The organism is Neobacillus soli NBRC 102451, from assembly GCF_001591665.1.
GTDB classification, from domain to species: domain Bacteria; phylum Bacillota; class Bacilli; order Bacillales; family Cytobacillaceae; genus Neobacillus; species Neobacillus soli.
Genome location: NZ_BCVI01000057.1, coordinates 19,637 through 41,001 on the forward strand (window position 1 = coordinate 19,637; position 21,365 = coordinate 41,001).

Here is a 21,365-nt window from a genome sequence, read left to right on the forward strand (position 1 = left end):
GAATTCCAGAAAATATGAATTCTAAAAAGATGGTGCCAGGCACGCCCCGAAGTTTGTAGGAATTTGTCGAAGTAATAAAGAGGCATAGTATTGAAATTTCCCATGCCTTTATGAATTTTTTTAAGCAAAAGTAAAACAGAAAAGCAGACCCAAAAGGCTGTTGGTAAACATCCTTTTGGAGTCTGCTTTTTTTATGACTTATTCCTTCATTGCCGCAACTTTCTCTTTCACTTCTTTAATATTTTCCATCTTATTATTCCAGCATTTTTGACTTAGGTCGACTGGGTAATCTTCTGGATTCATGATGCGCTTGTATTCATCCCACAAGGCATCCAAATTCTGCTTCAAATAATCACGTGACTCATCAAGGCAAGGCATTTCATAAACAAGATTACCATCGATAAAAATATCTTCATGAAGCTCTTTTGCGGTAAAATTCGTAACCACCTTATTAATGTACGTATGGGTTGGATGGAACATGCGCAGCTTCTTTTCCGGAAGCTTCTCATCCTCTAAGGCAATATAATCCCCTTCCGCATGGTGGTTCGTATTATTGAGAATCCGGTATATCTTCTTCATCCCCGGAGTCGTTACTTTTTCTGGATTGGAGGAGATTTTAATTGTATCTTCCATTTGTCCGTTTTCGTTTTCAATCGTCACAATTTTATAAACGGCCCCTAGCGCAGCTTGGTCGTACGCCGTAATCAGCTTTGTACCCACGCCCCAGCTGTCAATCTTTGCGCCTTGGGATTTTAGGTTGATAATCGTATATTCATCCAAATCACTCGATGCATAGATTATCGCATCCTTAAAGCCTGCATCATCAAGCAATTTTCGTGCTTCCTTTGAAAGGTAAGCGAGGTCACCGCTATCAAGGCGGATGCCAATAAAGTTAATTTTGTTGCCCATCTCTTTTGCCACTTTAATGGCATTTGGCACGCCGAGACGGAGCGTATCGTATGTGTCTACTAAAAAGACACAGTCCTTATGTGCTTCCGCGTATTTAATGAACGCTGTATATTCATCTTTATAGGCTTGAACCATCGAGTGTGCATGGGTACCAGCGACAGGAATACCGAATAATTTACCTGCCCTTACGTTACTTGTTGCTTCAAAGCCTGCGAGGTAAGCGGCACGCGTTCCCCAGATGGCCGCATCCATTTCCTGCGCCCGTCTTGTCCCAAATTCCATCGCCACTTGATCGCCAATCACCTGCTTGATTCGTGAAGCTTTCGTGGCAATTAATGTTTGGTAATTCACAATATTGAGCAAGGCTGTTTCAATCAGCTGTGCTTCTGCCAAAGGGGCGTCAACGCGTAAAATCGGCTCATTGGCAAAGACAAGCTCGCCCTCTTTCATGGAGTGAATCGTCCCCGTGAACCGTATGTTTTTAAGATATTCTATAAAATCAGCCTTATAACCTACTTCATTTTTCAAATAGTCAAGGTCATCTTCACTAAAGTGGAACCCTTGAATAAATTGAATCACCTTTTCTAAACCTGCGAAAACAGCATAGCCGTTCCCGAATGGAAGCTTGCGGAAAAATAGTTCGAAGACCGCACGTTTATTATGTATACCATCTCTCCAATATGTCTCCGCCATATTAATCTGGTAAAGATCCGTATGTAGAGTAAAACTATCATCATGATAAATATGTTTCATAATCGCCCCTCCGACTACTATTTCAGCTTTTCACCATTATAACCAATAATATCATTTAAGTCTATTTAACCACAGCACCAAGCGATTGTTCAAAATGCCCGAGCGCCCATTCATGACCTTTCGGGTTAAAGGATGCCACAGCATCTCTATATACCACAATCTGAAAGCCTTTATTGTAGGCATCTACAGCGGTATGGAGAACGCAGATATCGGTGCAAACACCGACCAGGTGCACCTCGGTAATACCGCGCTCACGTAATTTGATTTCAAGATCGGTTCCTGCAAAGGCAGAGTATCTTGTTTTGTCCATGTAGGCAACATTTTCACGCTGTTGACTCTCCGAATAAACATCCTGTAACGCCCCAAACAAGTCCCTGCCCGAGGTTCCACGAAGATTATGGGGTGGAAACAGCTTCGTTTCAGGATGGTATTTGTCCCCCTGATCGTGAACATCGATGGCAAATACAACATAATCGCCATTCCGAATAAATTCCTCTGTCAATTCAACGATTTTCCCCTCAATCGCCTGCCCCGGTTCCCCACAGGTCAATGCCCCTGCATCTGCCACAAAATCATAGGTGTAATCGATATTAATTAATGCCTTCATCACCCATCATCCCCCTAACTGTCATGACTACTGTCTTTAAAATCATTATACACACTATTCTAGACTTGGAACGCTTTTTCCTTTTTTTCCACGATATTAAAAAAGTTCGCCCCACTAAAGGAACGAACTTTTCTTAACTATATCGCGTGCCTGATTCCCAGTCAGTTGGGCGGTCATTTGGGCGAATATCATCAAGCGGCACGAATACTTCTAAATGACGGTACAGATTTTCAAACTCGGCCGGCAGTAATCCGCCGAATTCACCATCTAAATTTAATTGCACCTTTTCATTGGAACTAACCTTTATTCGATTTGCCTGTGTGTAAATGACATTGGGGTCATTGACGTGTTCTCCACGAACCGCTAACGTGGCAATCCGAATAAATTCAGCAAGGTTCGTCTTTTTCAAAATTAACAATGAAAATAGACCATCGTTAATAGACGCATCAGGTGCAAGCTTTTCAAAGCCGCCAATCGAATTGGTCAGCCCGACAAGAAACAGCATCGCTTCCCCTTCAAAAAGCTTGCCATCATACTCAATCGTGACATCTGAGGGTTTAATTGAAGGGAGCATTTCCACCCCTTTTAAATAGTAAGCCAGCTGGCCGAGCATTGTTTTTAATTTGCTTGGTACCTCATATGTAAGCTCGGTAATTCTGCCGCCGCCCGCAATATTAATAAAGTATCGATCATTGATGCGGCCAATATCAACAGGAATTAATTCCCCTTTGGTAATAATTTCAACAGCGGTTCCAACATCCCGTGGTATGTGCAGGGCCCGAGCGAAATCATTCGTTGTTCCAGTCGGAATAATTCCCAACTTTGGTCGATACTCCTGATCCGCGAGACCGTTAACCACTTCATGAATCGTTCCATCCCCACCCGCTGCAATTACGATATCATACTTTCGCTCAACAGCAATTCGTGCTGCATTCGTCGCATCTCCTGCACAAGTTGTCGCATGACAAGAAGCTTCATATCCGGCTACCTCTAATTTCGCAAGGATCTCCGGCAGATGACGCTTAATCACTTCGCGTCCTGAGGTGGGATTGTAAATCAGTCTTGCTCTTTTCATCATTTCATCATCCTATTTTTGAAATCAATAATTAGCATTAGATGTCCGCTCAATTCTATATTCTACCAATTATCAGCATAGCTTACAAATATATTGAAAGCCATTATTTATTATTTCCTTCAAACAGCCATCTACTATCATAACGCTTCAATATCTTTTTGCAAAAATAAGGTTGAAATTTATTTATTTGTAATAAGGCTAACGTTATAACCATTGGCAATATTAATATGGTATTTGCCTTCGCCTGATTGATAAACAGCATTCTTTCCGCTGGATCCGTCCCCATCATTAGCATTCGGTTTCTTAGCAAATTTCCATTCGCCCTCTTTCCCGCGAACATCCTGGGCGCCTGCCGCAGCCACCTTCAAGTTGCTATTTGCTGCAACATTAACCACAACCGATGAGACACTCTCAACATTCCAGTCGTTCGCAAGTGTACGTGGCTTTAAGGTAAGAGAATTATCACTGCCAAGGACCTCTAGCAACACATCGTTCGGAACAAGAATTGTTGCCGCAACAATTCCCCGTGAATCAAATGGCCCCATTTCATTTGGAAGCGACTTTACGTTTAAATAGAGCGTATCACCCTTTTTGTTAGCCGCAATCATATCATCTGCACTTTTAAGCAGCTTGGCTTTATTCGCCGTTTGCACCCGGTACGTACCAAACATCGAGACTTCTTTTTCTTTTGTCGATTCAATCGTCATGTCGTAGCCGACCGTCCTGACAACCACCCGTTTGATGCTGTCATCCATTTGGTAGGAAAAAGCAGGCAGGTCAAACGAGCGCTCTTCCCTCGCCATAACCTCTTCTACCTTCCCCATAATCCCTGTTGTGCTTAAAATCGCAAACGCAATTCCAGCAGTCCCGAGCAATCCTACAAAAAGGATACTTAAAAAGTCATATTTTAACACCGGCTTTTCCTGCCGTGACAAAATTAAATAAAGCAAAATTTCAATCCCCAAAACAACTAATAAAAGCGGCCACCAAGCCGTCATTACTTGGACAAGATTTAGGCCGAGAAACTTTGAGAAAAAAAGGAAGACTCCAAGGAAAACGAGCGAGGCCCCCATCGAAAACGTACCAACACGCCAGGTTCTCATACCGCTTCTCCACCCTTTCTCTTTCTAAAAAGGAACCCAAGCCCGGCTCCAATTAAGGCCAGTCCCGCTATTGCTTTTCCCCACTTACTCATGATTCTTTGCCTCCCTCTTTTGTTTACTTCCCGATAAAAGCTTAAGCCCTCCGCCAATCAACAGGACACAAACAAGACCGGTCTGGAAGTAGCCTTGCACCCAATACATAACATCGATATTAATCAGTCTATTTAACATTGGTGAAAATGCTGGAAGAATGACGTTGGTAGATAAGTAATAAAGCCCCATTAAGATAAGCCCGATGCCTACCCACTTTTGATGGTTAAGGAAGTACGCAATAATTGGCACATCCTCTACCGTTTCATCCCCATATTTCGACACCTTTTGCATGCCGTCAAAAAAGCTGTAGAACCAAATAATCGGGATTAAAAACAAGAAGATTCCCAGCCGTAAGACATCTAAAATATAGATAGAAAAGAGAAACGCCGCCATTAACTGGATCCCACGGCGCTGTAAGCCAAGATAGAGATGGCCAGCCCCTGGGAAAATGGAGAGAAAGGTGGCAATTGCCTTACTTTTCTTGCCGTCTTCCCTCCGTAATTCAAGGTCCTCATAAATCGTTCTGTCAACTAGCTCCTCACCGCGCTGCTTTTTATTTACCTGCTGAACGGCGTCAAAAAATCCATAGACCCAGATAATGGGCAGGCCAGCCATGAAGATGAGAAATTCACCGCGGCCGGAAAGGGCCGTCACGAAGGTAACCATGATACCAAGGCCAAGAAATGTCGCTAATAAGGTTACCCCCCTGTTCATCAAGCCAAGCTGGAAATGGCCGAGACCTGGGATAAACGACAAGACGATTGTATAAAAGCGTTCCGAATCTTGTGCAGCCTGTGAACCTGCCCCTAGGTCGGCCGAGTTGGCGGCCTTTAGCACTTTTTTCTGTTTGGAAATCTGTACCCCCATATCGATAAAGCTAACTAGGTAGATAAAGATTCCTATAAAAAAGGTCAAAACTCCAAACTCACCATTATGGCCAAATACAGCTAGTACCGTAATGAAAGCTGCTCCAAATACTGTTAGTAAATAGAGCACCCCTCGAACCATATTACCGAAATAAATATGGCCAAGGCCTGGAAATAGCGATAATGTTAATGCCTTTGTTGAACTTTTCATTTCTTATTTGCCTCCTTCTTTTCTAGTGAATCCATCCATGCAAAGGTTTTATTAATAACACCCTCCGTCACCGAAGGCTTTTTTTCCTGAACTTGCTGACTTTCAACAGAGTTCGCATACGTAGCAAGCGACTGAAAGGCACCCGTAAACATCAGCAGAATCGTCGCCGCCGCCGCCAGCAAATAATGAAAAGCCGCCTGCTGATAAAAAGGCTTTTTCTGGTTTGACTTTCGTTCATCACGTTTGGTGTCAGGCACCGAGGGAACCTTTGACACCGTGTTAAGATTACTTATGGTGTTAGAAACCACATCTTTTTGCTTTGTAACCTCAGCCATTACCAGATCCGTGAAGTTGCTTACGTTTGAAAGAGTCGGAAGCGAGGATTCATTTGCTGATACGGCTTGTAAGTAGTCCTCAAGGCATTGGTCACACGTATATAGGTGACTTTCAATTTCCTCTCGGGTCTTTTCATTGATTTCATTTTTAACGTATTGGAGCCATTCATCGTAACTGTAATGCTTCATGAAAAATCGTCCTCCTTCCAATTCTTTCTCATCCAAGTGCGTGCCCGGTACAGTTTTGTTTCAATCGTCTTGATTTGAACATTTTGTTCCTCAGCCATTTGCTGATAGCTTTTTTCTGCGATATAAAAACCATAGATCACTTCGCGGTAATTCTCGGGCAGTTCATCAAGCTTTTTCCTGACAAGCCTGCGCCGGTCTGTCTCGATAATCTCTTTCTCTACACTATCTTTCGGTGTTCCAATTGCCTGCTGCGGAAGCTCATCGACAACATCCTCACTTCTTCTTGCCTGTTTCCTTTTGACATCTATTGCATGATTAACGGCAATGCGCGTTATCCACGTTTTAAAACCTTGATTTTCATAGTTGGGGAGAGAGGTATAGATTTTCATAAACACTTCTTGAGCGGCATCTTCCGCTTCCTTTTGATCGCGAAGAACAGCAAAGACGGTCCGGAACACATCATTGCGGTACTTCTCAACCAAAAGGCGAAAGGCATGATCATTGCCGTCCAACACTTTTTCAATTAATACGGTGTCACTAATCGGTCTCTCCCCCTTTCTCATTGTCTGTCACATAAATAGACGAATACTTTTCGAAGGAACCCTACACTTTTTTAAAAAAAAGATTTTTTCCATTCTCTCATCATAACATGCTGTATTTAACGACTGAAAAAATCTCGTAAATAAAAACCGTACGATGGTGGTCGCACGGCTTTTTAAACTAATTCACTTTTGGGGCGCTCGGCCCTTTTCCCATATAAGGTTATTCTTTAATTTCCAACCCTAATAGTTTCGCAAATCCAATTGCTTGGTCCGGGGAAACCGTACATCCTGCTAAACTTTCTAGTGACAAGTTTAGTCGGTTAAATTTGCAGCTGCTGAGGTCAATCCCGTTCAGCTCTGTTCCTGTTAAATTCACTTCGTCAATATCACAATTGTTAAATTCAACTTTGTTGAACTTGGCATCATAGTAATCGGCATTACGAAGCGAACAGGTGTCAAACTTCACTTGCTTCAAATCGGCATAGCCAAACGAACCCATTTTCATGTTGCTATTTTCAAATAAAACATTACGAAGAGCAGCATCCGCAAGGTTTAACCCCAATAGTTTGGAATCTCGAAACTCGACGCGGTGGACAATGGCATCGGTGAAATTCACATTCGATAAATCACATCGATCAAATATAACATCTGTTAATTCAACGAATCGAAACGAACCGTCGATAAAAGTCACATTTCTAAAAACTACCTGGTCGAAGTTGATCTTTTCAATCTCCTCTTTTGAAATCGAACAGTCACTAATAAGCGCCATGCTAATATACGAATCTTCTCTATTATTAAAGTCTAGCGGGGTTAAACTAGATGGTATTTTCGGCTGTTGAATTTTAAGCAAATCGCTCATCCTTTACGTTGTTATATCGTGTTGAGTTTATTATAAACTATTTTACTTATCATGCCGATGGGTTACTCTTCTTTCCGGAATATCTTTTCTTCAGTGAGCATAGCTATTAGCAACTTGGCCATAAATCGGTTAAGCCCCCCTCCACTTCCTAATTGCGGTTATTTTTCAAAAAAACACCATCTAATTATGATAGAATATTATTTGAATAAGAAAATTTACATAAGAAGGAATGATGCTTATGTTGTGGATATTGCTTCTAGCTTCCTACTTAATTGGAAGCATTCCCACTGCTTTGATTGTGGGCAAGCTGGTCTTCGGGGTCGATATCCGTGAACACGGCAGCAAAAATCCGGGGGCAACCAACACCTTAAGGGTACTTGGGAAAAAATCTGCCATCTTCGTGCTTCTCATCGACCTTGCCAAAGGCGCGCTGGCCGCCTACCTGCCAATTTATTTTGACCTTGATGTGGAACCGCTTTACTTTGGTCTAGTCGCTGTTGTCGGGCATTGTTTCCCAATCTTTGCAGGTTTTAAAGGCGGAAAAGCGATTGCAACAACTGCGGGAGCCCTGCTGGTTGCCAACATTCCTTTATTAGTCATCGCTTATCTTAGCTTCTTTTTAGTGATTTTTTTAACGAAGTTTGTATTTTTGGGGTCCATCACGGTTGGCCTTAGTATGCTCGTCTATGCGATTGTTTCTCCAAAACTTGAATTAGAACTTATCTTTATCATATTCTCGCTATTATTAATTTATCTGCACCGCTCCAACATCCGCAATTTCATTCTTGGCATTGAGCCGAAGATCAATGATAAAAATTTGATTAATGACCGCATCCCGCCAAAGAACAGTGGATTCTAACAGAAATCCCCGGAGAGCACTCATCCGGGGATTTCTGTTATTTAATTAAAGTCGTCATAATACTATTTGCAACCGTTTGCCAAATCCTCGCATCTGTTTGATACTCTTCCCCAAGACGCTTATATACCTCCATTTGCTTCTCCTGGAAATCCGCGGCGTCTTTATCCGGCAAAGCCGCACGCCTCTCCATCACAAGCGTCTGTATTTCAGGTGCTCTCGGCCCCCATACACCCACTTCACTACCTTCTTGATTGATAAAGATAAATATCGGAATCGCCCGTGACGTGCCATTCGTTAAATATTGATCCATTAGCTCGAGATTTTGGTCGCGGAGGACAAAACGAAGTTCTACTCCCGCGGCTTCGGCTACTCTCATTAAAACGGGGTTGTTTAGCAGCGCATCTCCGCACCAATCCTCTGATAGCACAATGGCCCGCAATTCCTTAGACCTTAAGGTGGCAAGTTTTTCTTTATCCTTAGAAGTTAAGGTAAAATGCTCATAAATGGTAAGCATTTCGTTTTTATTACGAGTCATCCCATTTATATACTCATCCACTGTCAATCCTTTTTGAAACCACTCATTTAAATTCATCATCCAAAAGCACCCCTTTCATTTTCCTATATGATAATCTTTTCCAGCACATGTTACAAAAGAACTGCTTTTATCCGCTATCCATCATTATTTCACAAATACTTTTTCCTATTTTAAAAAAGCAATATATTAACACTAGAAATAGTTATATAAAGTTGATAGAATATTTTTTATAAAGGGAATATTATTTAAAATGTTTTCTACAATAACAAAGGAGGGGAATTATATGTCCGATCAATCACTACAACTGATTTCGATAGGAATCTACATCGCGATGATGTTATTCATCGGCTGGTATTCCTATCGAAAGACTAGCAATCTGACGGATTACATGCTTGGGGGAAGGTCGTTGGGACCTGCTGTAACCGCTTTGAGTGCTGGAGCTGCGGACATGAGCGGCTGGCTTTTAATGGGACTTCCTGGAGGTATTTACGTAAGCGGTTTAGCGGACGCCTGGATTGCTGTCGGATTAACGATTGGTGCTTATCTTAACTGGCTCTTAGTTGCACCCCGCCTGCGCTCGTACACTCAGGTGGCCAATGATTCGATTACGATTCCAAGCTATCTTGAGAACCGTTTTAAAGATAAGACGAAACTTCTCCGCATTGTTTCAGGTATTGTCATTCTTCTTTTCTTTACTTTCTATGTTTCCTCGGGGATGGTTTCGGGAGCGGTATTCTTTAAGAGTTCATTTGGGACGAGCTATCACACAGGCCTTTATATCGTTGGCGGCGTTGTCGTTGCCTACACGTTATTTGGCGGGTTCCTGGCGGTCAGCTATACCGACTTTATTCAAGGCTTAATGATGCTTATTGCCTTGATGCTTGTTCCGGCTATTGGGATTTTCCATACCGGTGGTCCTGCCGAAACCTTTGATACGATTCGAGCCATCGATCCTGCTAAACTGGATTTTCTAAAGGGAACAACCTTTATCGGAATTATTTCGGCGTTGGCATGGGGACTTGGCTATTTTGGACAGCCGCATATCATTGTTCGCTTTATGGCCATCAAAACAATCAAGGAAACAAAAAGTGCTCGCCGAATTGGGATGGGCTGGATGATTATCTCCTTGATAGGGACTATCTTTACCGCCCTTGTCGGAATAGCCTTTTTCAAGCAAAACCCACAATTCACATTAGGAAATCCTGAAGCCGTATTCATCGAACTGGGTAAAATTTTATTTCACCCTATCTTTGCCGGCTTTGTCCTAGCGGCGATTCTAGCAGCGATCATGAGCACAATCTCTTCACAGTTAATCGTGACATCAAGTGCACTTGTGGAGGATTTATACAAAATGGTTATGAACAAGAATGCGAAGGATAAACAGCTGGTCTTTTTAGGAAGAATGGCCGTTCTCATCGTTGCTGTTGTGGCTGCAGCTCTTGCTTTTAAGCAAGATAACACAATATTAGACCTCGTCGCCTATGCGTGGGCAGGCTTTGGGGCATCCTTCGGTCCGGTCATTTTATTAAGTTTATTCTGGAAAAAGATTACGAATTGGGGCGCCTTGTTCGGCATGATTGTCGGTGCTGTTACCGTTATCGTCTGGAAAAATGCTGACCTTGGTAAAGTCCTTTTTGGTCAATCTCTTTATGAAATCGTTCCAGGCTTCCTCCTCAACCTGATTGTAGCTGTTATTGTCAGCTTAATCACCTATAAGAAAAATGAGGAGATTGAAAAGGAATTTAATGAAAGTGTTCGTTTATTAAAAGAGGAATAGCCATAAGAAAACGCTCGAATTCATAATTGGATTCGAGCATTTTTTTCATTCCGCTATTTCCTTTGCAATCGCTGCTAACTTAATAACCGTTTTCCAGTTGCGGACTGTCGCCGGAACGCCTAGCTTTGGAAGTTGACTTACAATCTTGGATTTTAGGATACTCTCGCGGAAATAGAAATAAACCTCTTTCCCCTCAATCTTATATTCATCCATTTCGCTTTTAATGGTGCTCAAATGTTGGATGCCCTTCTCGGAGGGTTCGTCTGCCAAAAAGGCCGCGTGAATACTCTCGCCTTCCTTTAAAGTATCTGTCGCGAAGGGGCAATTCCGGATAATATGTTCGAATTCTGTTGCTGTTCTTAAGATAACTGGCACCGGAAAACCAAATGTTTTACCTATTTCCTCTTCCATTCGCATGCTCAGTTGTTTCGCGGCCTCCTCCGATTCAAATAAAACATTCCCGCTTTGAATATATGTTTTTACCTTTCTTAAGCCTATCGTTTCTAATAGACTTCTCAAGTCCGCCATTTTGATTTTATGGTGACCGCCAACATTGATACCCCGTAACAGGGCAATATAAATAGGCATTTAGGCACCTCGCTTTTTTTCAATCATCTTCACTAAATCTTACCACTAATTGGTTAAACTAAACTACAGGCTAACTGATAAACTTCAAATCTCCGACATATTTCCCAGTATTTCAAGACTAATCAAACGTTTGGTTAAAAAGGCGAAATCACTACCATTGAAAGGGTTTGACACTACAATCCCGCAAAAGTCTTGTCAAGATTGGGAATTAAGAATTTTAACATGATTTTTTAATATAGAAGGGAATTAGTAATGGTTTGGAGAAGAAAGAAATAATAACTTTGAATGGAGGAATAGAATGATGGTTCCACAAAGAGTAAGTTTATTAACAATCGGTGCATTCGAATTACCCGTTCTCCGTGCTTTCTATAAATCTTTAGGCTGGGAAGAAACAGAATTCAGCTCTGACCAATATGCTGTCTTTAAAACGGCCGGTGTGCTGCTTTCATTATTTCCGATTGCTGAGTTAGCGAAGGATGCCGGCATTGAAATAACGCAATCCACTGAAACCTTTCCCCGTGTGACCTTTGCCATTAACGTGGAGCATGTTGAACACGTTGACTCAACTATTGAGGAAATTCGTGCAGCCGGTGGAAAAATCCTACGAGAACCAAGTGACGCCTTTTGGGGAGGGCGCACCGCCTATTTCGCCGACCCCGAAAATAACCTATGGGAAGTGGCTTGGAATCCTAGCTCGGTCTTTGATGGACGCGGCGCAATGATATCTTTTTAATTACTTTGAGGGTATCCAAAGAACTTTTGGATACCCTCTTTTTTGTCTTCCTGGGGAAAATGCATTTTTATTGCAAAAAACATGATATTTACCTTTTAAAAAGAAGACAATTATTCAAAAACGGTGTATAGAACATGCCTTTTAATAAATTTCCAGCCATTAAACCGAAGGAATAGGACTTCTCTACCGCTTTATTTGCGAATTTTTACGGTTTATTTGCGAATTAATGCGATTTATTTGCGAATTTATCAGTTTTATTTGCGAATATGTATCTTTTATTTGCGAATTGAATTTTTCTAGCCATTAGCAATGAATTATATTCAAGAAAACAAGTTCATATCTAAATAAAATCTAATCAAACGTTTGATTAAAAGTACCTAGAACCCTTCTGAATAAAGACCTTTGCCCTCTAAAAAAATTTGTCGTCTATTGTATCCACCTTTTAAAAACAACCTCTAACTAGGACGAAGGATGCGTATCTTTCTGCAAATCTACCTTTTTCCACAAGTTTTTGGTTTTTTCGATACCAACCAAACGTTTGATGAAATTTGATGTGAACCCTTTTAAATAAAGGGTTTAACTTCACTAACGCAGAAAAAATTTATCGAAATTTGGTATGTCTTTTCGTAACAAAGTGGTCTATCCTTTTAACGGAAATCTATTATCTTTCATTCCAATCCTTAGCTAGCATTCCGTAAACGATATGGTCGACGTGATGGTCATACAACCATTCCGCTTGTCTAATCCGGCCTTCATTTACAAAGCCCAATCTCTCGGGTATGGCTCTGCTTTTTTTATTCTCCACGGCGGCCCTTATATCAACTCGATTTAACTTTAACTCACTTATAGCATAATCCGTCAAAGCCCTGGCAGTCTTGATCATGATCCCATTTCCTTGATACCCCGCTCCAAGCCAATAACCAATATAGGCAATTTTGTTCGACCAGTCGATTTCATTAAAGCCGGCAACTCCGACGACCTCCCCTTTGAATAAAATAACCGTATTCAAACTCTTATTTTCAGCAAAACCTTTTAAACACATTTGAATAAACCCTTTTGTATCCTCAACCGTTGTGGTCGTATCAAGCCATGGGAGCCACGCCCTCAAGTGTCCTCTGTTATGATCTGTTAGCTCAAATATTCTTTCAGCATCCTGTAATCCTATTAACCTCAAAGAAACCTCGTCATCAATCTTATGTATAAACATAATTCTTCCCCACTTTCCAATTGGTTTATTTTGTATATTAACATATTTTTTCAAAAATTAAAGATATTTTTCTGCGTAAAAGGATTGGAGGGAATCCAGCTAATATTCAACTACTTTCCCTCTCTAATTAAACTAATCAAACATACTAATTTAATTGATTTGCCTACTTTTAAAATAAGGAGTTTTTCACTAATTAAGAAAGAGATTATCGAAACTAAGATGTCTTTTTCTATAAAACTATTTTTCAACAAATTTCTTAACTGATTTTATAGGAAAGTCCCATGATATCAAGGGAAATTTCATTTTCAATCAAACGTTTGAGTGGATAAAAATAAACTAATCAAACATTTGATTGAAATGGGACTAGAACCTGTAAATAAAGGGTTCACCCCTTACAATCAGCTAGAAAAGGGTCGAATATTGGGAGCGATTTTTCCGTTTTACTCGCTAACCATGGTGAAAAAAGGCACTTCCTATCTAATATTACACATTTCGACAAGTTATCCGATGTTTCCTTATTAACCAAACGTTTGATTAAATCCTTCCTATACCCTTTTCACAAAAGACTTTTTTCCCGGGAAATGACGAAAGGAATGTCGAAGATTGTTTCGACCTTCTTTGTACAAAAATAGCTGGCAGAATCGCATCTGCCAGCCTTTGTTTAGCGCTTTTGTAATTCTTGCTGTAATAATTGATTGACCATTTGTGGATTGGCCTGTCCTTTTGTTGCCTTCATCAGCTGACCTACAAGGAAGCCAACTGCTTTATTTTTACCATTTTTAAAATCTTCAATGGATTGCGGATTGGCATCAAGAACTTCAGAAATAATCTTTAAAAGCGTTCCTTCATCAGAAATTTGCACAAGCCCTTTGTCCTTGACGATCTGCTCGGCATCACCGCCGTTTTCGATTAACTCTTTAAAAACGGTCTTGGCGATTTTTGAAGAAATCGTTCCATTTTCAATCAGCTTAATCATTCCAGCAAGGCCTGCTGGCGTTAACGCAACTTGATCAAGTTCCTTCGACTCGGCATTCAAATAAGCGGAAACATCACCCATGATCCAGTTCGAGGCAAGCTTTGCATCAGCACCGCCATTAACAGTTCCTTCAAAGAAATCTGCCATTTCTTTCGTTACCGTAAGCACTTTTGCATCATAAACAGGTAAGCCGAGTTCTTCGACATAACGCTTTTGACGCTGATCAGGAAGCTCAGGGATTTCAGCACGAATACGCGCCATCCAATCCTCATCAATGTATATATCCAATAAGTCTGGTTCAGGGAAGTAACGATAATCATCCGAACCTTCTTTAACCCTCATCAGCAGTGTTGCGCCAGTAGCCTCATCAAATCGACGAGTTTCCTGTTCAATGACACCGCCTGCTGAAATCACTTCTCGTTGACGCTTTTCTTCATATTCCAGGCCTTTACGGACAAAATTGAACGAATTCAGGTTTTTCAATTCGGTTTTCGTTCCGAATTCCTCTTGCCCAACCGGACGAATGGAGATGTTGGCGTCACAACGAAGTGAACCCTCTTCCATTTTACAATCAGAAACGCCTGTATATTGAATGATTGACTTTAATTTTTCAAGATAAGCATAGGCTTCATCAGGTGTGCGAATATCCGGCTCTGATACAATCTCAACGAGTGGAGTCCCCTGGCGATTGTAATCGCATAATGAATACCCTTTTTCATGGTTGAGCTTACCGGCATCCTCTTCCATATGAATTCTTGTGATGCCAATCCGTTTCGTATAACCATTGACCTCAATCTCAATCCAGCCATGTTCGCCAATCGGCTTGTCAAATTGCGAAATTTGGTAGGCCTTCGGATTGTCCGGGTAAAAATAGTTCTTCCGGTCAAACTTAGTATGGGTCGCAACCTCGCAATTAATGGCCATTGCCGCCTTCATCCCGAAATCTACTACCTTTTTATTCAGAACAGGCAATACTCCGGGATAGCCAAGGTCGATGACACTTGTATTGGTATTCGGTTCGGCGCCAAAATGGTTTGGGCTTGATGAAAAGATTTTTGATGCTGTTTTTAACTCTACATGGACCTCAAGTCCTATCACTGTTTCAAATTCCATTGTCCGCGCCTCCCTACAATCCTGGCTTCTGTTTATGAAAGTCTGTGGCTTGCTCAAAAGCATGCGCAGTCCGATAAACTGTTGCTTCATCAAAATACTTGCCGATAATTTGTAAGCCTAATGGCAATCCGCCGTCAAAGCCGCACGGGACTGAAATCCCCGGTAAACCTGCTAGGTTCAAAGGAATCGTTAAAATATCATTCGCATACATCGTTAATGGATCCTCGATATTTTCGCCAATTTTAAAAGCAGGCGTTGGCGTGGTCGGCCCCACGATAACATCATATTTAGCTAAAACATCTTCAAAATCTTTCTTAATTAAGGTCCGAACCTGCTGTGCTTTTTTATAATAAGCATCGTAGTAGCCTGAGCTTAACGCAAACGTTCCGAGCATGATCCGGCGTTTCACTTCATCGCCGAAACCTTCTGCTCTTGACTTTTTATATAAATCAATTAAACTTTCTGCGTCTTTAGTCCGGTAACCATAGCGTACTCCATCAAAACGAGCAAGGTTTGCCGATGCTTCTGATGAAGAAAGCAAATAATAGGCTGCAAGTGCATATTTGGAATGCGGCAGTGAAACTTCTTCCCAAACCGCGCCAAGACCCTCTAGGACCTTTAATGCTTCCAGCACGGATTGGCGAACGGTTTCGCTGACTCCCTCGCCTAGATATTCCTTCGGAACGGCAATTTTGAGTCCCTTCACATCACCTGTTAAGGAACCAGCAAAGTTCGGTACGTCCACGTTTGCCGATGTAGAGTCCATAGGATCAAGACCAGAGATTGCTTGTAAAAGGTAGGCATTGTCTTCAACGGTTCTCGTAATTGGTCCAATTTGGTCAAGCGATGAGGCAAAGGCAACAAGTCCGAAGCGGGAAACACGGCCATAGGTCGGCTTCATTCCGACTACTCCACAAAAAGAAGCTGGCTGGCGAATCGAGCCGCCTGTATCAGTTCCCAGTGAAAATAGTACTTCTCCTGCTGCGACCGATGCCGCTGAACCGCCTGAAGAACCTCCTGGAACCCTTTCAAGATTCCATGGATTGCGTGTCTTTTGAAAACTAGAGTTTTCGTTTGATGATCCCATCGCAAACTCGTCCATATTTAACTTGCCAATCGTCACGGTTTCAGCCTGCTGAAGCTTTTGAACGACAGTGGCATCATAAATTGGGTCAAAGTTTTCAAGGATTTTACTCGCACACGTAGTCCGTAAGCCTTTTGTGACGATGTTGTCTTTAACACCAATTGGCATCCCAAATAATAGTCCTCTTTGGGAGTCAGTGTTAATCTTTTCATCAAGCGTTTTCGCTGTTTGGCGGGCGCGTTCTTCATCCAAGGTTAAAAAAGCCTGGACCTTATCCTCAACCTGGCCAATTCGTTGATACGATTCATCGACAAGGTCAGATACTGTTAATTCTTTTTTATGTAAAAGCTCATGTAGGTCTGAAACTTTATAATCAAATAAACTCAACGTATTCCCTCCTTACTCTCCCAAAATCGATGGTACTCTAATTTGCCCGTCCTGATGCTCCGGTGCATTTTTAAGTACCTCTTCAAGCGGCAATCCCTTTTGCGGAATGTCCTCACGTAATACGTTTTTCATATCAAGTACATGGTATGTAGGTTCTACATTAGAAGTATCTAATTCATTTAACTGTTCGGCAAAGGTAATAATTGCATCAAGCTGTTTTGTAAACTTTTCAGCCTCTTCTTCCGTTATCGCCAATCGTGCCAAATTGGCAACATGTTTCACCTGTTCATTCGAAATTTGTGACATCTATTTTGACCTCCCATCCCAACGTTATTTTAATATTGATGATACCAAACTTTTCCGCTTTACCGCAATGATTCCTTCTTCAGTATTAACAAAAGAGAAGTGTTTTAGATTATTGAATTCTTTTTAGAAAAACTTGCTACCTGACAGTTGATGATAAATTCCTATATAATGTTCAAAAAGGAAATGAATTTAGGAGAGTAACTGAATGAAAAAACGAAGACGGAAGAAATTTAAAACCTTTTTCGTGTTATTTATGCTTTTTTGCGCTTTGGCGATGTTTCAAAATTATTTTCAACAACAAAGCAACCCTCATATAGTAAAAAACGATCCCTTTGCTGATGTAAAAAAATATAGTCCCTTAATACACGATGAATTAGCGAAATATCAGCTTGAAAGTCACACCGATGTCCTCGTAGCCTTAATGCAGCAGGAAAGTCGCGGCAAAGGCGGGGACCCGATGCAATCCTCCGAATCAGCAGGTTGGGCAAGAAATACGATTACCGACCCTAAACAAAGCATTCAGGTTGGGGTCAAACATTTTCAACGGGTGCTTACCTATGGAAATCAGAAGAAGGTGGATTTTCCAACGATTCTACAGGCTTATAATATGGGCAGCGGTTATATTAGTTTTGTCGCACAGCATGGCGGCAAACATAGTGAGGAATTGGCGAAGGAATTCTCTCTTCTTCGGGTAAAAGAAAAGCCAGATCTTTATACTTGTGGTGGTAATAAGAATAATTTTCGTTATCCCTATTGCTATGGTGATTTTACCTACAGTACAAAGGTAACTAAAAACATTCAATTATTAGTCGAAAGCGTTCCAGTAACTAATAGCGAAAAAACAACCGAGGGATCTTTTTAAGATTCCATCGGTTGTTTTTTAATATTCCTTAATTTGACGAAGGTGCCCTTGATGAAGAAGTTACAAGAGGATTTTTAGTAGATTAATTTATATCACATATCTATTCTACTTACTTTCTTATTAAACCAATGAACATACCCGCAGCGGTGACAGGTCAATATCGTTGCAGAGCGATTGGCAAAATCAAAATTAAAAAGCGTAGCCAATGCCGTATTTAACTGGGCATAACCATGCTCAAACCGATCATGTTGACAATGAATACAGGTAACTTGTATTCCATTTGCCTGATATTGCCCAGGCCCGAATGACTTCTTGATATTTTTTGCAAATAGTTTAAAGAATCCTTTTGCCACCCAACTTCCCCTCCGATACTATTCAGCTTTATTGAGCATTTTTTTCTTATTCTGGAATACCAATAAACTCTGCAACTCTAGCCTTTGTTTAGACCTTTCTTTTCGAGAAAATGAAAAATAAAATAATTTTAATAGGGATGTAACCCAAAATTCCCCCAAGGGTATTTAATATCAAATCATCCACATCAAAGCTGCCGAATTCGAATATCAGCTGCAACAATTCAAACATTAGGCTTAAACAAAAGGTGGCAAGGGTGACAGTGCTTAGTTTTTGAATCCTTTTCGCCAGCAATGGTAAGATAAAGCCGAAAGGCGCAAAACCGATAATATTCCCTACTAGATTTTCTATCCGAATATTCAAATTGATATCTGCTAGGAATAAGTAAAAGTATATCGTTTTGAAAGGAATAAAATTATTCGAGCGCCAGTGGTATTCATTATAGTTAAAGTTAAAATGCTGAATAATCTCCGATAAAGGGATATATTTAAATAATATTAATTTCGATAGAATAGCTAGATATAAACAAAGAATAAGTGTCAGGATAATTTTTATAATAATTTTCATTCATTCACTGCTCCATTTTTTACGTTTCAAAATAACCATATCATATTTTCCAAATTATGTGGGGACAATTCTCAAATTGGAGGAATTTAGAATGGCAGAACATGTTTTTCACTTAAAAGCAAACTGGCCAGGATTACGGAATGATGTCGGAGAAATTGAGGCCGGGAATTTAAAAACAAAAGTCTCCATCCCGCCGGAAATGGACGGCCCAGGTGTCGGCACCAATCCCGATGAAATGCTGCTTGGGGCTGCAGCAACCTGCTATATTATTACCCTTGCGGCCATGATGGAACGGAGCAGGCTTGAGAAGGAAGGCTTAACGATGGAGTCGGAAGGAATTGTCGATGTAACTAGGGGAGTTATCACCTATAAAAAAATTATTCACCGTCCACATGTTGTCTTAAAAGCAGAAGCTACTGTAAAAGACATTGAATTGGCGGGGAGGCTTGCGAAAAAAGCAGAATCGTCCTGCATGATTAGTCGTGCCATTCAGGGGAATGTGGAAATTGAGCTGCAGGCAAATGTGGAAATAGCGGCGGGGTGAAAAACAGAGGAGCTTAGGGTTCATGAGGACAGGTTGGTTTCTTTCTTGGCGATTTTTATCCTAATGAACGCCTCATGAGGACAGGTTAGGCTCTTGCTTAACGATTTTTGTCCTCATGAACGCCTCATGAGGACAGGTTAGGCCCTTGCTTAACGATTTTTGTCCTCATGAACGCCTCATGAGGACAGGTTAGGCTTTTGCTTAATGATTTTTGTCCTCATGAGCACCCCATGAGGACAGGTTGCACCCTTTCTTAACGATTCTTGTCCTCATGAAAGCCTCATGAGGACAGGTTAGGCTCTTGCTTAACGATTTTTGTCCTCATGAACATCTCATGAGGACAGGTTGGACCCTTGCTTAACGACTTTTGTCCTCATGAACACCTGATGTGGACAGGTTGGAACCTTTCTCTACGATTTTTGTCCTCATGAACACCTGATGAGGACAGGTTGGACCCTTTCTCTACGATTTTTGTCCTCATGGATACTCGTCTGAATTTAAATTAGAAACGGAAAATAGCAAATGGTTAATTCTTTTAACGACATACAATCACCTTCTATTTTTGAATCAGCTGCCACCTGTCAAAAGTGGCGCGTACATCATAATCGCGTTATTTTCAGTAATGTATTCATCATCCAGTAGTTCCTGATTTAAGTTATATACTTTTCGAAAAATCTTGTTATGTCTTACATAGCCACCCCAGTATTCCTGAGTGATCCGATGTTCCTTTTCATATATCTCATATGTTCTTATCTGAGGAGCATCGCACCGCCATTCCCCCACGAGATGGGTGCCCGTTAAATAGATTACTAGTTGATAGGTGGTCTTTGTTTCATTCTTCATTTGCAAATCAAGATAATTGTAGGCACAGGTGGCCCCGCTTCCGAACGGCTGGTTCCGTTTCGAATCGGGGAAAACATCGTAGCTGTGACGATATCGTTCCGTTACCGTCAGCGGTGTATGTAAGGTCATCCAATAAATGAGATTTGATAGTTGGCACAGGCCCCCGCCCGTTCCAGTAGTTACCTTTCCGTAGTGGAGGATCATCCCGTCAACATAGCCCTTTCGTTTACTTGTATTGCCTAGTAACCGCCAATAAGAAAAGGTCTCCCCCGGTTTTAAAACAAGCCCATTTAATGTTTTGGAAGCAATCGTTAAGTTCTTTACCTTATTATGCTGCAGCCACATGTCCACATCCTTCAACTTGCGCAGCAAAGGGGTCTTATGGGTAAAAATTACATGTTTTAATTTTGCTGTTTCTTTTTGCCTTGCGTACCTTTTCCCATCGGTGTACCATTCCCAATTTCTTTTCAGCCGATAATATTTCTTTCCTAAATAAATCCTCAGTTGGCTTCTCTTAATAGGTTTCTGGATTGGCATCATGTCACTCCCCACCCTTATCATTTACTTTCTTAATTTTATGACAAATCCCAATAATAAAAAAGTGTGCAGCCCCAATTGAAGCCACACACTTTCCATATCGTTTTTACTTTTTAAAAATTTTTGCAAAAAAGCCTTTGCTCTTTTTGGCTTCCGGTTGGAAGGTTTCTTTTTTTGTAATATAAATTTCTTCCTTATCGATTGCATGGTCCATCGCTAAGACCAACCCAATTTCTGTGTCATGCTCTTTGTTCGTGACAATGGTATGTTCAAGCTTATATTTAGTGGCAAGCTTAACATATTTCGATAATGCCCCATAGTTCATGTTTCCATTTAAAAAAAGATGTGCTTGGGGTTTTCCCTTCATATACTGCTCAACTTGTGGATAGATTTCTGTTTCTCCTACCTGGCGTTTCTTGAGGGCCACTATAATTCGTTCTCTTATGGTTCCCAAAAATTTGCGCCGCTCATCTGGTTTGGTTTCCAAAGGTCCATATATACCCTGCTGGAGAATTTCATCAACAGTCGGCTTTTTCAAACAAATCATCTCCATT

General features: G+C 41.1%; 24 protein-coding genes. 5 read left to right on the top strand and 19 right to left on the bottom strand.

Going from position 1 to position 21,365, the window contains the following annotated elements; genetic code table 11:
• Window positions 1–198: 198 nt before the first annotated feature.
• The 9 genes from BSO02S_RS19400 to BSO02S_RS19435 all read right to left on the bottom strand — a co-directional run bounded on the left by BSO02S_RS19400 (window position 199) and on the right by BSO02S_RS19435 (window position 7,542).
• Complete coding sequence (locus BSO02S_RS19400; protein ID WP_066071348.1) at window positions 199–1,662, bottom strand: nicotinate phosphoribosyltransferase; 1,464 nt, start codon at window positions 1,660–1,662, stop codon at window positions 199–201.
• A gap of 61 nt (window positions 1,663–1,723) precedes the next feature.
• Window positions 1,724–2,272: a cysteine hydrolase family protein gene (locus BSO02S_RS19405; protein ID WP_066071351.1), complete on the bottom strand. Its 549-nt coding sequence runs from the start codon at window positions 2,270–2,272 to the stop codon at window positions 1,724–1,726.
• A 130-nt stretch (window positions 2,273–2,402) separates the two neighbouring features.
• Window positions 2,403–3,344, bottom strand: a complete 942-nt coding sequence (locus BSO02S_RS19410; protein WP_066071354.1) for a diacylglycerol kinase — start codon at window positions 3,342–3,344, stop codon at window positions 2,403–2,405.
• A 179-nt stretch (window positions 3,345–3,523) separates the two neighbouring features.
• A complete protein-coding gene (locus BSO02S_RS19415; RefSeq protein ID WP_066071356.1) occupies window positions 3,524–4,447 on the bottom strand; it encodes a hypothetical protein in 924 nt (307 codons plus the stop codon).
• Entirely contained in the window at window positions 4,444–4,539 is a 96-nt protein-coding gene (locus BSO02S_RS27245; protein WP_142303766.1) for an LPXTG cell wall anchor domain-containing protein, read from the bottom strand. The genes BSO02S_RS19415 and BSO02S_RS27245 overlap by 4 nt, the downstream gene beginning before the upstream one ends.
• Window positions 4,532–5,617 (bottom strand): hypothetical protein, encoded by a 1,086-nt coding sequence (locus tag BSO02S_RS19420; protein ID WP_066071357.1) that lies wholly within the window; start codon window positions 5,615–5,617, stop codon window positions 4,532–4,534. The genes BSO02S_RS27245 and BSO02S_RS19420 overlap by 8 nt, the downstream gene beginning before the upstream one ends.
• Window positions 5,614–6,141, bottom strand: coding sequence for an anti-sigma factor family protein (locus BSO02S_RS19425; protein ID WP_066071360.1), 528 nt, complete (start codon window positions 6,139–6,141; stop codon window positions 5,614–5,616). The genes BSO02S_RS19420 and BSO02S_RS19425 overlap by 4 nt, the downstream gene beginning before the upstream one ends.
• Window positions 6,138–6,704, bottom strand: a complete 567-nt coding sequence (locus BSO02S_RS19430; protein ID WP_066071361.1) for an RNA polymerase sigma factor — start codon at window positions 6,702–6,704, stop codon at window positions 6,138–6,140. The genes BSO02S_RS19425 and BSO02S_RS19430 overlap by 4 nt, the downstream gene beginning before the upstream one ends.
• Before the next feature lie 199 nt (window positions 6,705–6,903).
• Entirely contained in the window at window positions 6,904–7,542 is a 639-nt protein-coding gene (locus BSO02S_RS19435) for a pentapeptide repeat-containing protein (protein WP_066071364.1), read from the bottom strand.
• Window positions 7,543–7,780: 238 nt separating this feature from the next.
• Here BSO02S_RS19435 and plsY point away from each other — a divergent pair, with 238 nt between their 5' ends.
• Complete coding sequence (gene plsY, locus BSO02S_RS19440; RefSeq protein WP_066071367.1) at window positions 7,781–8,401, top strand: glycerol-3-phosphate 1-O-acyltransferase PlsY; 621 nt, start codon at window positions 7,781–7,783, stop codon at window positions 8,399–8,401.
• A 37-nt stretch (window positions 8,402–8,438) separates the two neighbouring features.
• Here the strand turns inward: plsY and BSO02S_RS19445 are convergent, their stop codons facing one another.
• Window positions 8,439–8,996, bottom strand: a complete 558-nt coding sequence (locus tag BSO02S_RS19445; protein WP_342352014.1) for a thioredoxin family protein — start codon at window positions 8,994–8,996, stop codon at window positions 8,439–8,441.
• A 223-nt stretch (window positions 8,997–9,219) separates the two neighbouring features.
• On the opposite strand from BSO02S_RS19445, the gene putP reads away from it, so the two are divergent.
• Window positions 9,220–10,713: a sodium/proline symporter PutP gene (putP, locus tag BSO02S_RS19450; protein ID WP_066071371.1), complete on the top strand. Its 1,494-nt coding sequence runs from the start codon at window positions 9,220–9,222 to the stop codon at window positions 10,711–10,713.
• Between the two features lie 45 nt (window positions 10,714–10,758).
• Here putP and BSO02S_RS19455 read toward each other — a convergent pair whose 3' ends face one another.
• Complete coding sequence (locus BSO02S_RS19455) at window positions 10,759–11,301, bottom strand: DUF1697 domain-containing protein (RefSeq protein ID WP_066071374.1); 543 nt, start codon at window positions 11,299–11,301, stop codon at window positions 10,759–10,761.
• A 298-nt stretch (window positions 11,302–11,599) separates the two neighbouring features.
• Here BSO02S_RS19455 and BSO02S_RS19460 point away from each other — a divergent pair, with 298 nt between their 5' ends.
• Window positions 11,600–12,034 carry a VOC family protein gene (locus tag BSO02S_RS19460; RefSeq protein ID WP_235846967.1) on the top strand — a complete coding sequence of 145 codons (435 nt, stop codon included), beginning with the start codon at window positions 11,600–11,602 and terminating at the stop codon, window positions 12,032–12,034.
• A 661-nt stretch (window positions 12,035–12,695) separates the two neighbouring features.
• Here the strand turns inward: BSO02S_RS19460 and BSO02S_RS19465 are convergent.
• From BSO02S_RS19465 to gatC, 4 genes are all read right to left on the bottom strand, one after another.
• Window positions 12,696–13,241 carry a GNAT family N-acetyltransferase gene (locus BSO02S_RS19465; protein ID WP_066071377.1) on the bottom strand — a complete coding sequence of 182 codons (546 nt, stop codon included), beginning with the start codon at window positions 13,239–13,241 and terminating at the stop codon, window positions 12,696–12,698.
• Window positions 13,242–13,902: 661 nt separating this feature from the next.
• The gene (gatB, locus tag BSO02S_RS19470) at window positions 13,903–15,330 is read right to left on the bottom strand and encodes an Asp-tRNA(Asn)/Glu-tRNA(Gln) amidotransferase subunit GatB (RefSeq protein WP_066071380.1); all 1,428 of its coding nucleotides are present in this window, start codon (window positions 15,328–15,330) and stop codon (window positions 13,903–13,905) included.
• Window positions 15,331–15,343: 13 nt separating this feature from the next.
• Entirely contained in the window at window positions 15,344–16,801 is a 1,458-nt protein-coding gene (gene gatA, locus BSO02S_RS19475; protein ID WP_066071383.1) for an Asp-tRNA(Asn)/Glu-tRNA(Gln) amidotransferase subunit GatA, read from the bottom strand.
• 12 nt (window positions 16,802–16,813) lie between these two features.
• Entirely contained in the window at window positions 16,814–17,107 is a 294-nt protein-coding gene (gene gatC / locus BSO02S_RS19480; RefSeq protein WP_066071386.1) for an Asp-tRNA(Asn)/Glu-tRNA(Gln) amidotransferase subunit GatC, read from the bottom strand.
• A 205-nt stretch (window positions 17,108–17,312) separates the two neighbouring features.
• Here gatC and BSO02S_RS19485 point away from each other — a divergent pair, with 205 nt between their 5' ends.
• Window positions 17,313–17,969, top strand: a complete 657-nt coding sequence (locus tag BSO02S_RS19485; protein ID WP_066071389.1) for a lysozyme family protein — start codon at window positions 17,313–17,315, stop codon at window positions 17,967–17,969.
• Between the two features lie 92 nt (window positions 17,970–18,061).
• Here the strand turns inward: BSO02S_RS19485 and BSO02S_RS19490 are convergent, their stop codons facing one another.
• Window positions 18,062–18,322: a zinc ribbon domain-containing protein gene (locus tag BSO02S_RS19490; RefSeq protein ID WP_066071392.1), complete on the bottom strand. Its 261-nt coding sequence runs from the start codon at window positions 18,320–18,322 to the stop codon at window positions 18,062–18,064.
• 88 nt (window positions 18,323–18,410) lie between these two features.
• Window positions 18,411–18,887 carry a VanZ family protein gene (locus BSO02S_RS19495; protein WP_066071401.1) on the bottom strand — a complete coding sequence of 159 codons (477 nt, stop codon included), beginning with the start codon at window positions 18,885–18,887 and terminating at the stop codon, window positions 18,411–18,413.
• A 91-nt stretch (window positions 18,888–18,978) separates the two neighbouring features.
• On the opposite strand from BSO02S_RS19495, the gene BSO02S_RS19500 reads away from it, so the two are divergent.
• Window positions 18,979–19,431: an OsmC family protein gene (locus BSO02S_RS19500; protein ID WP_066071406.1), complete on the top strand. Its 453-nt coding sequence runs from the start codon at window positions 18,979–18,981 to the stop codon at window positions 19,429–19,431.
• A gap of 567 nt (window positions 19,432–19,998) precedes the next feature.
• Here BSO02S_RS19500 and BSO02S_RS19505 read toward each other — a convergent pair.
• Together BSO02S_RS19505 and BSO02S_RS19510 are read right to left on the bottom strand one after the other, a co-directional pair.
• Window positions 19,999–20,811 (bottom strand): VanW family protein, encoded by an 813-nt coding sequence (locus tag BSO02S_RS19505; RefSeq protein ID WP_066071525.1) that lies wholly within the window; start codon window positions 20,809–20,811, stop codon window positions 19,999–20,001.
• Window positions 20,812–20,917: 106 nt separating this feature from the next.
• Window positions 20,918–21,358 (bottom strand): YueI family protein, encoded by a 441-nt coding sequence (locus BSO02S_RS19510; RefSeq protein WP_066071527.1) that lies wholly within the window; start codon window positions 21,356–21,358, stop codon window positions 20,918–20,920.
• Window positions 21,359–21,365 lie beyond the last annotated feature (7 nt).

What these genes read in the sequence shown, in the direction of transcription:
- BSO02S_RS19400 (WP_066071348.1), bottom strand. Translation starts at nt 1,662, where the DNA reads ATGAAACATATTTATCATGATGATAGTTTTACTCTACATACGGATCTT.
- BSO02S_RS19410 (WP_066071354.1), bottom strand. Translation starts at nt 3,344, where the DNA reads ATGAAAAGAGCAAGACTGATTTACAATCCCACCTCAGGACGCGAAGTG.
- BSO02S_RS19415 (WP_066071356.1), bottom strand. Translation starts at nt 4,447, where the DNA reads ATGAGAACCTGGCGTGTTGGTACGTTTTCGATGGGGGCCTCGCTCGTT.
- BSO02S_RS27245 (WP_142303766.1), bottom strand. Translation starts at nt 4,539, where the DNA reads ATGAGTAAGTGGGGAAAAGCAATAGCGGGACTGGCCTTAATTGGAGCC.
- BSO02S_RS19420 (WP_066071357.1), bottom strand. Translation starts at nt 5,617, where the DNA reads ATGAAAAGTTCAACAAAGGCATTAACATTATCGCTATTTCCAGGCCTT.
- BSO02S_RS19425 (WP_066071360.1), bottom strand. Translation starts at nt 6,141, where the DNA reads ATGAAGCATTACAGTTACGATGAATGGCTCCAATACGTTAAAAATGAA.
- BSO02S_RS19430 (WP_066071361.1), bottom strand. Translation starts at nt 6,704, where the DNA reads ATGAGAAAGGGGGAGAGACCGATTAGTGACACCGTATTAATTGAAAAA.
- BSO02S_RS19435 (WP_066071364.1), bottom strand. Translation starts at nt 7,542, where the DNA reads ATGAGCGATTTGCTTAAAATTCAACAGCCGAAAATACCATCTAGTTTA.
- plsY (WP_066071367.1), top strand. Translation starts at nt 7,781, where the DNA reads ATGTTGTGGATATTGCTTCTAGCTTCCTACTTAATTGGAAGCATTCCC.
- BSO02S_RS19445 (WP_342352014.1), bottom strand. Translation starts at nt 8,996, where the DNA reads ATGATGAATTTAAATGAGTGGTTTCAAAAAGGATTGACAGTGGATGAG.
- putP (WP_066071371.1), top strand. Translation starts at nt 9,220, where the DNA reads ATGTCCGATCAATCACTACAACTGATTTCGATAGGAATCTACATCGCG.
- BSO02S_RS19455 (WP_066071374.1), bottom strand. Translation starts at nt 11,301, where the DNA reads ATGCCTATTTATATTGCCCTGTTACGGGGTATCAATGTTGGCGGTCAC.
- BSO02S_RS19460 (WP_235846967.1), top strand. Translation starts at nt 11,600, where the DNA reads ATGATGGTTCCACAAAGAGTAAGTTTATTAACAATCGGTGCATTCGAA.
- BSO02S_RS19465 (WP_066071377.1), bottom strand. Translation starts at nt 13,241, where the DNA reads ATGTTTATACATAAGATTGATGACGAGGTTTCTTTGAGGTTAATAGGA.
- gatB (WP_066071380.1), bottom strand. Translation starts at nt 15,330, where the DNA reads ATGGAATTTGAAACAGTGATAGGACTTGAGGTCCATGTAGAGTTAAAA.
- gatC (WP_066071386.1), bottom strand. Translation starts at nt 17,107, where the DNA reads ATGTCACAAATTTCGAATGAACAGGTGAAACATGTTGCCAATTTGGCA.
- BSO02S_RS19485 (WP_066071389.1), top strand. Translation starts at nt 17,313, where the DNA reads ATGAAAAAACGAAGACGGAAGAAATTTAAAACCTTTTTCGTGTTATTT.
- BSO02S_RS19495 (WP_066071401.1), bottom strand. Translation starts at nt 18,887, where the DNA reads ATGAAAATTATTATAAAAATTATCCTGACACTTATTCTTTGTTTATAT.
- BSO02S_RS19500 (WP_066071406.1), top strand. Translation starts at nt 18,979, where the DNA reads ATGGCAGAACATGTTTTTCACTTAAAAGCAAACTGGCCAGGATTACGG.
- BSO02S_RS19505 (WP_066071525.1), bottom strand. Translation starts at nt 20,811, where the DNA reads ATGCCAATCCAGAAACCTATTAAGAGAAGCCAACTGAGGATTTATTTA.
- BSO02S_RS19510 (WP_066071527.1), bottom strand. Translation starts at nt 21,358, where the DNA reads ATGATTTGTTTGAAAAAGCCGACTGTTGATGAAATTCTCCAGCAGGGT.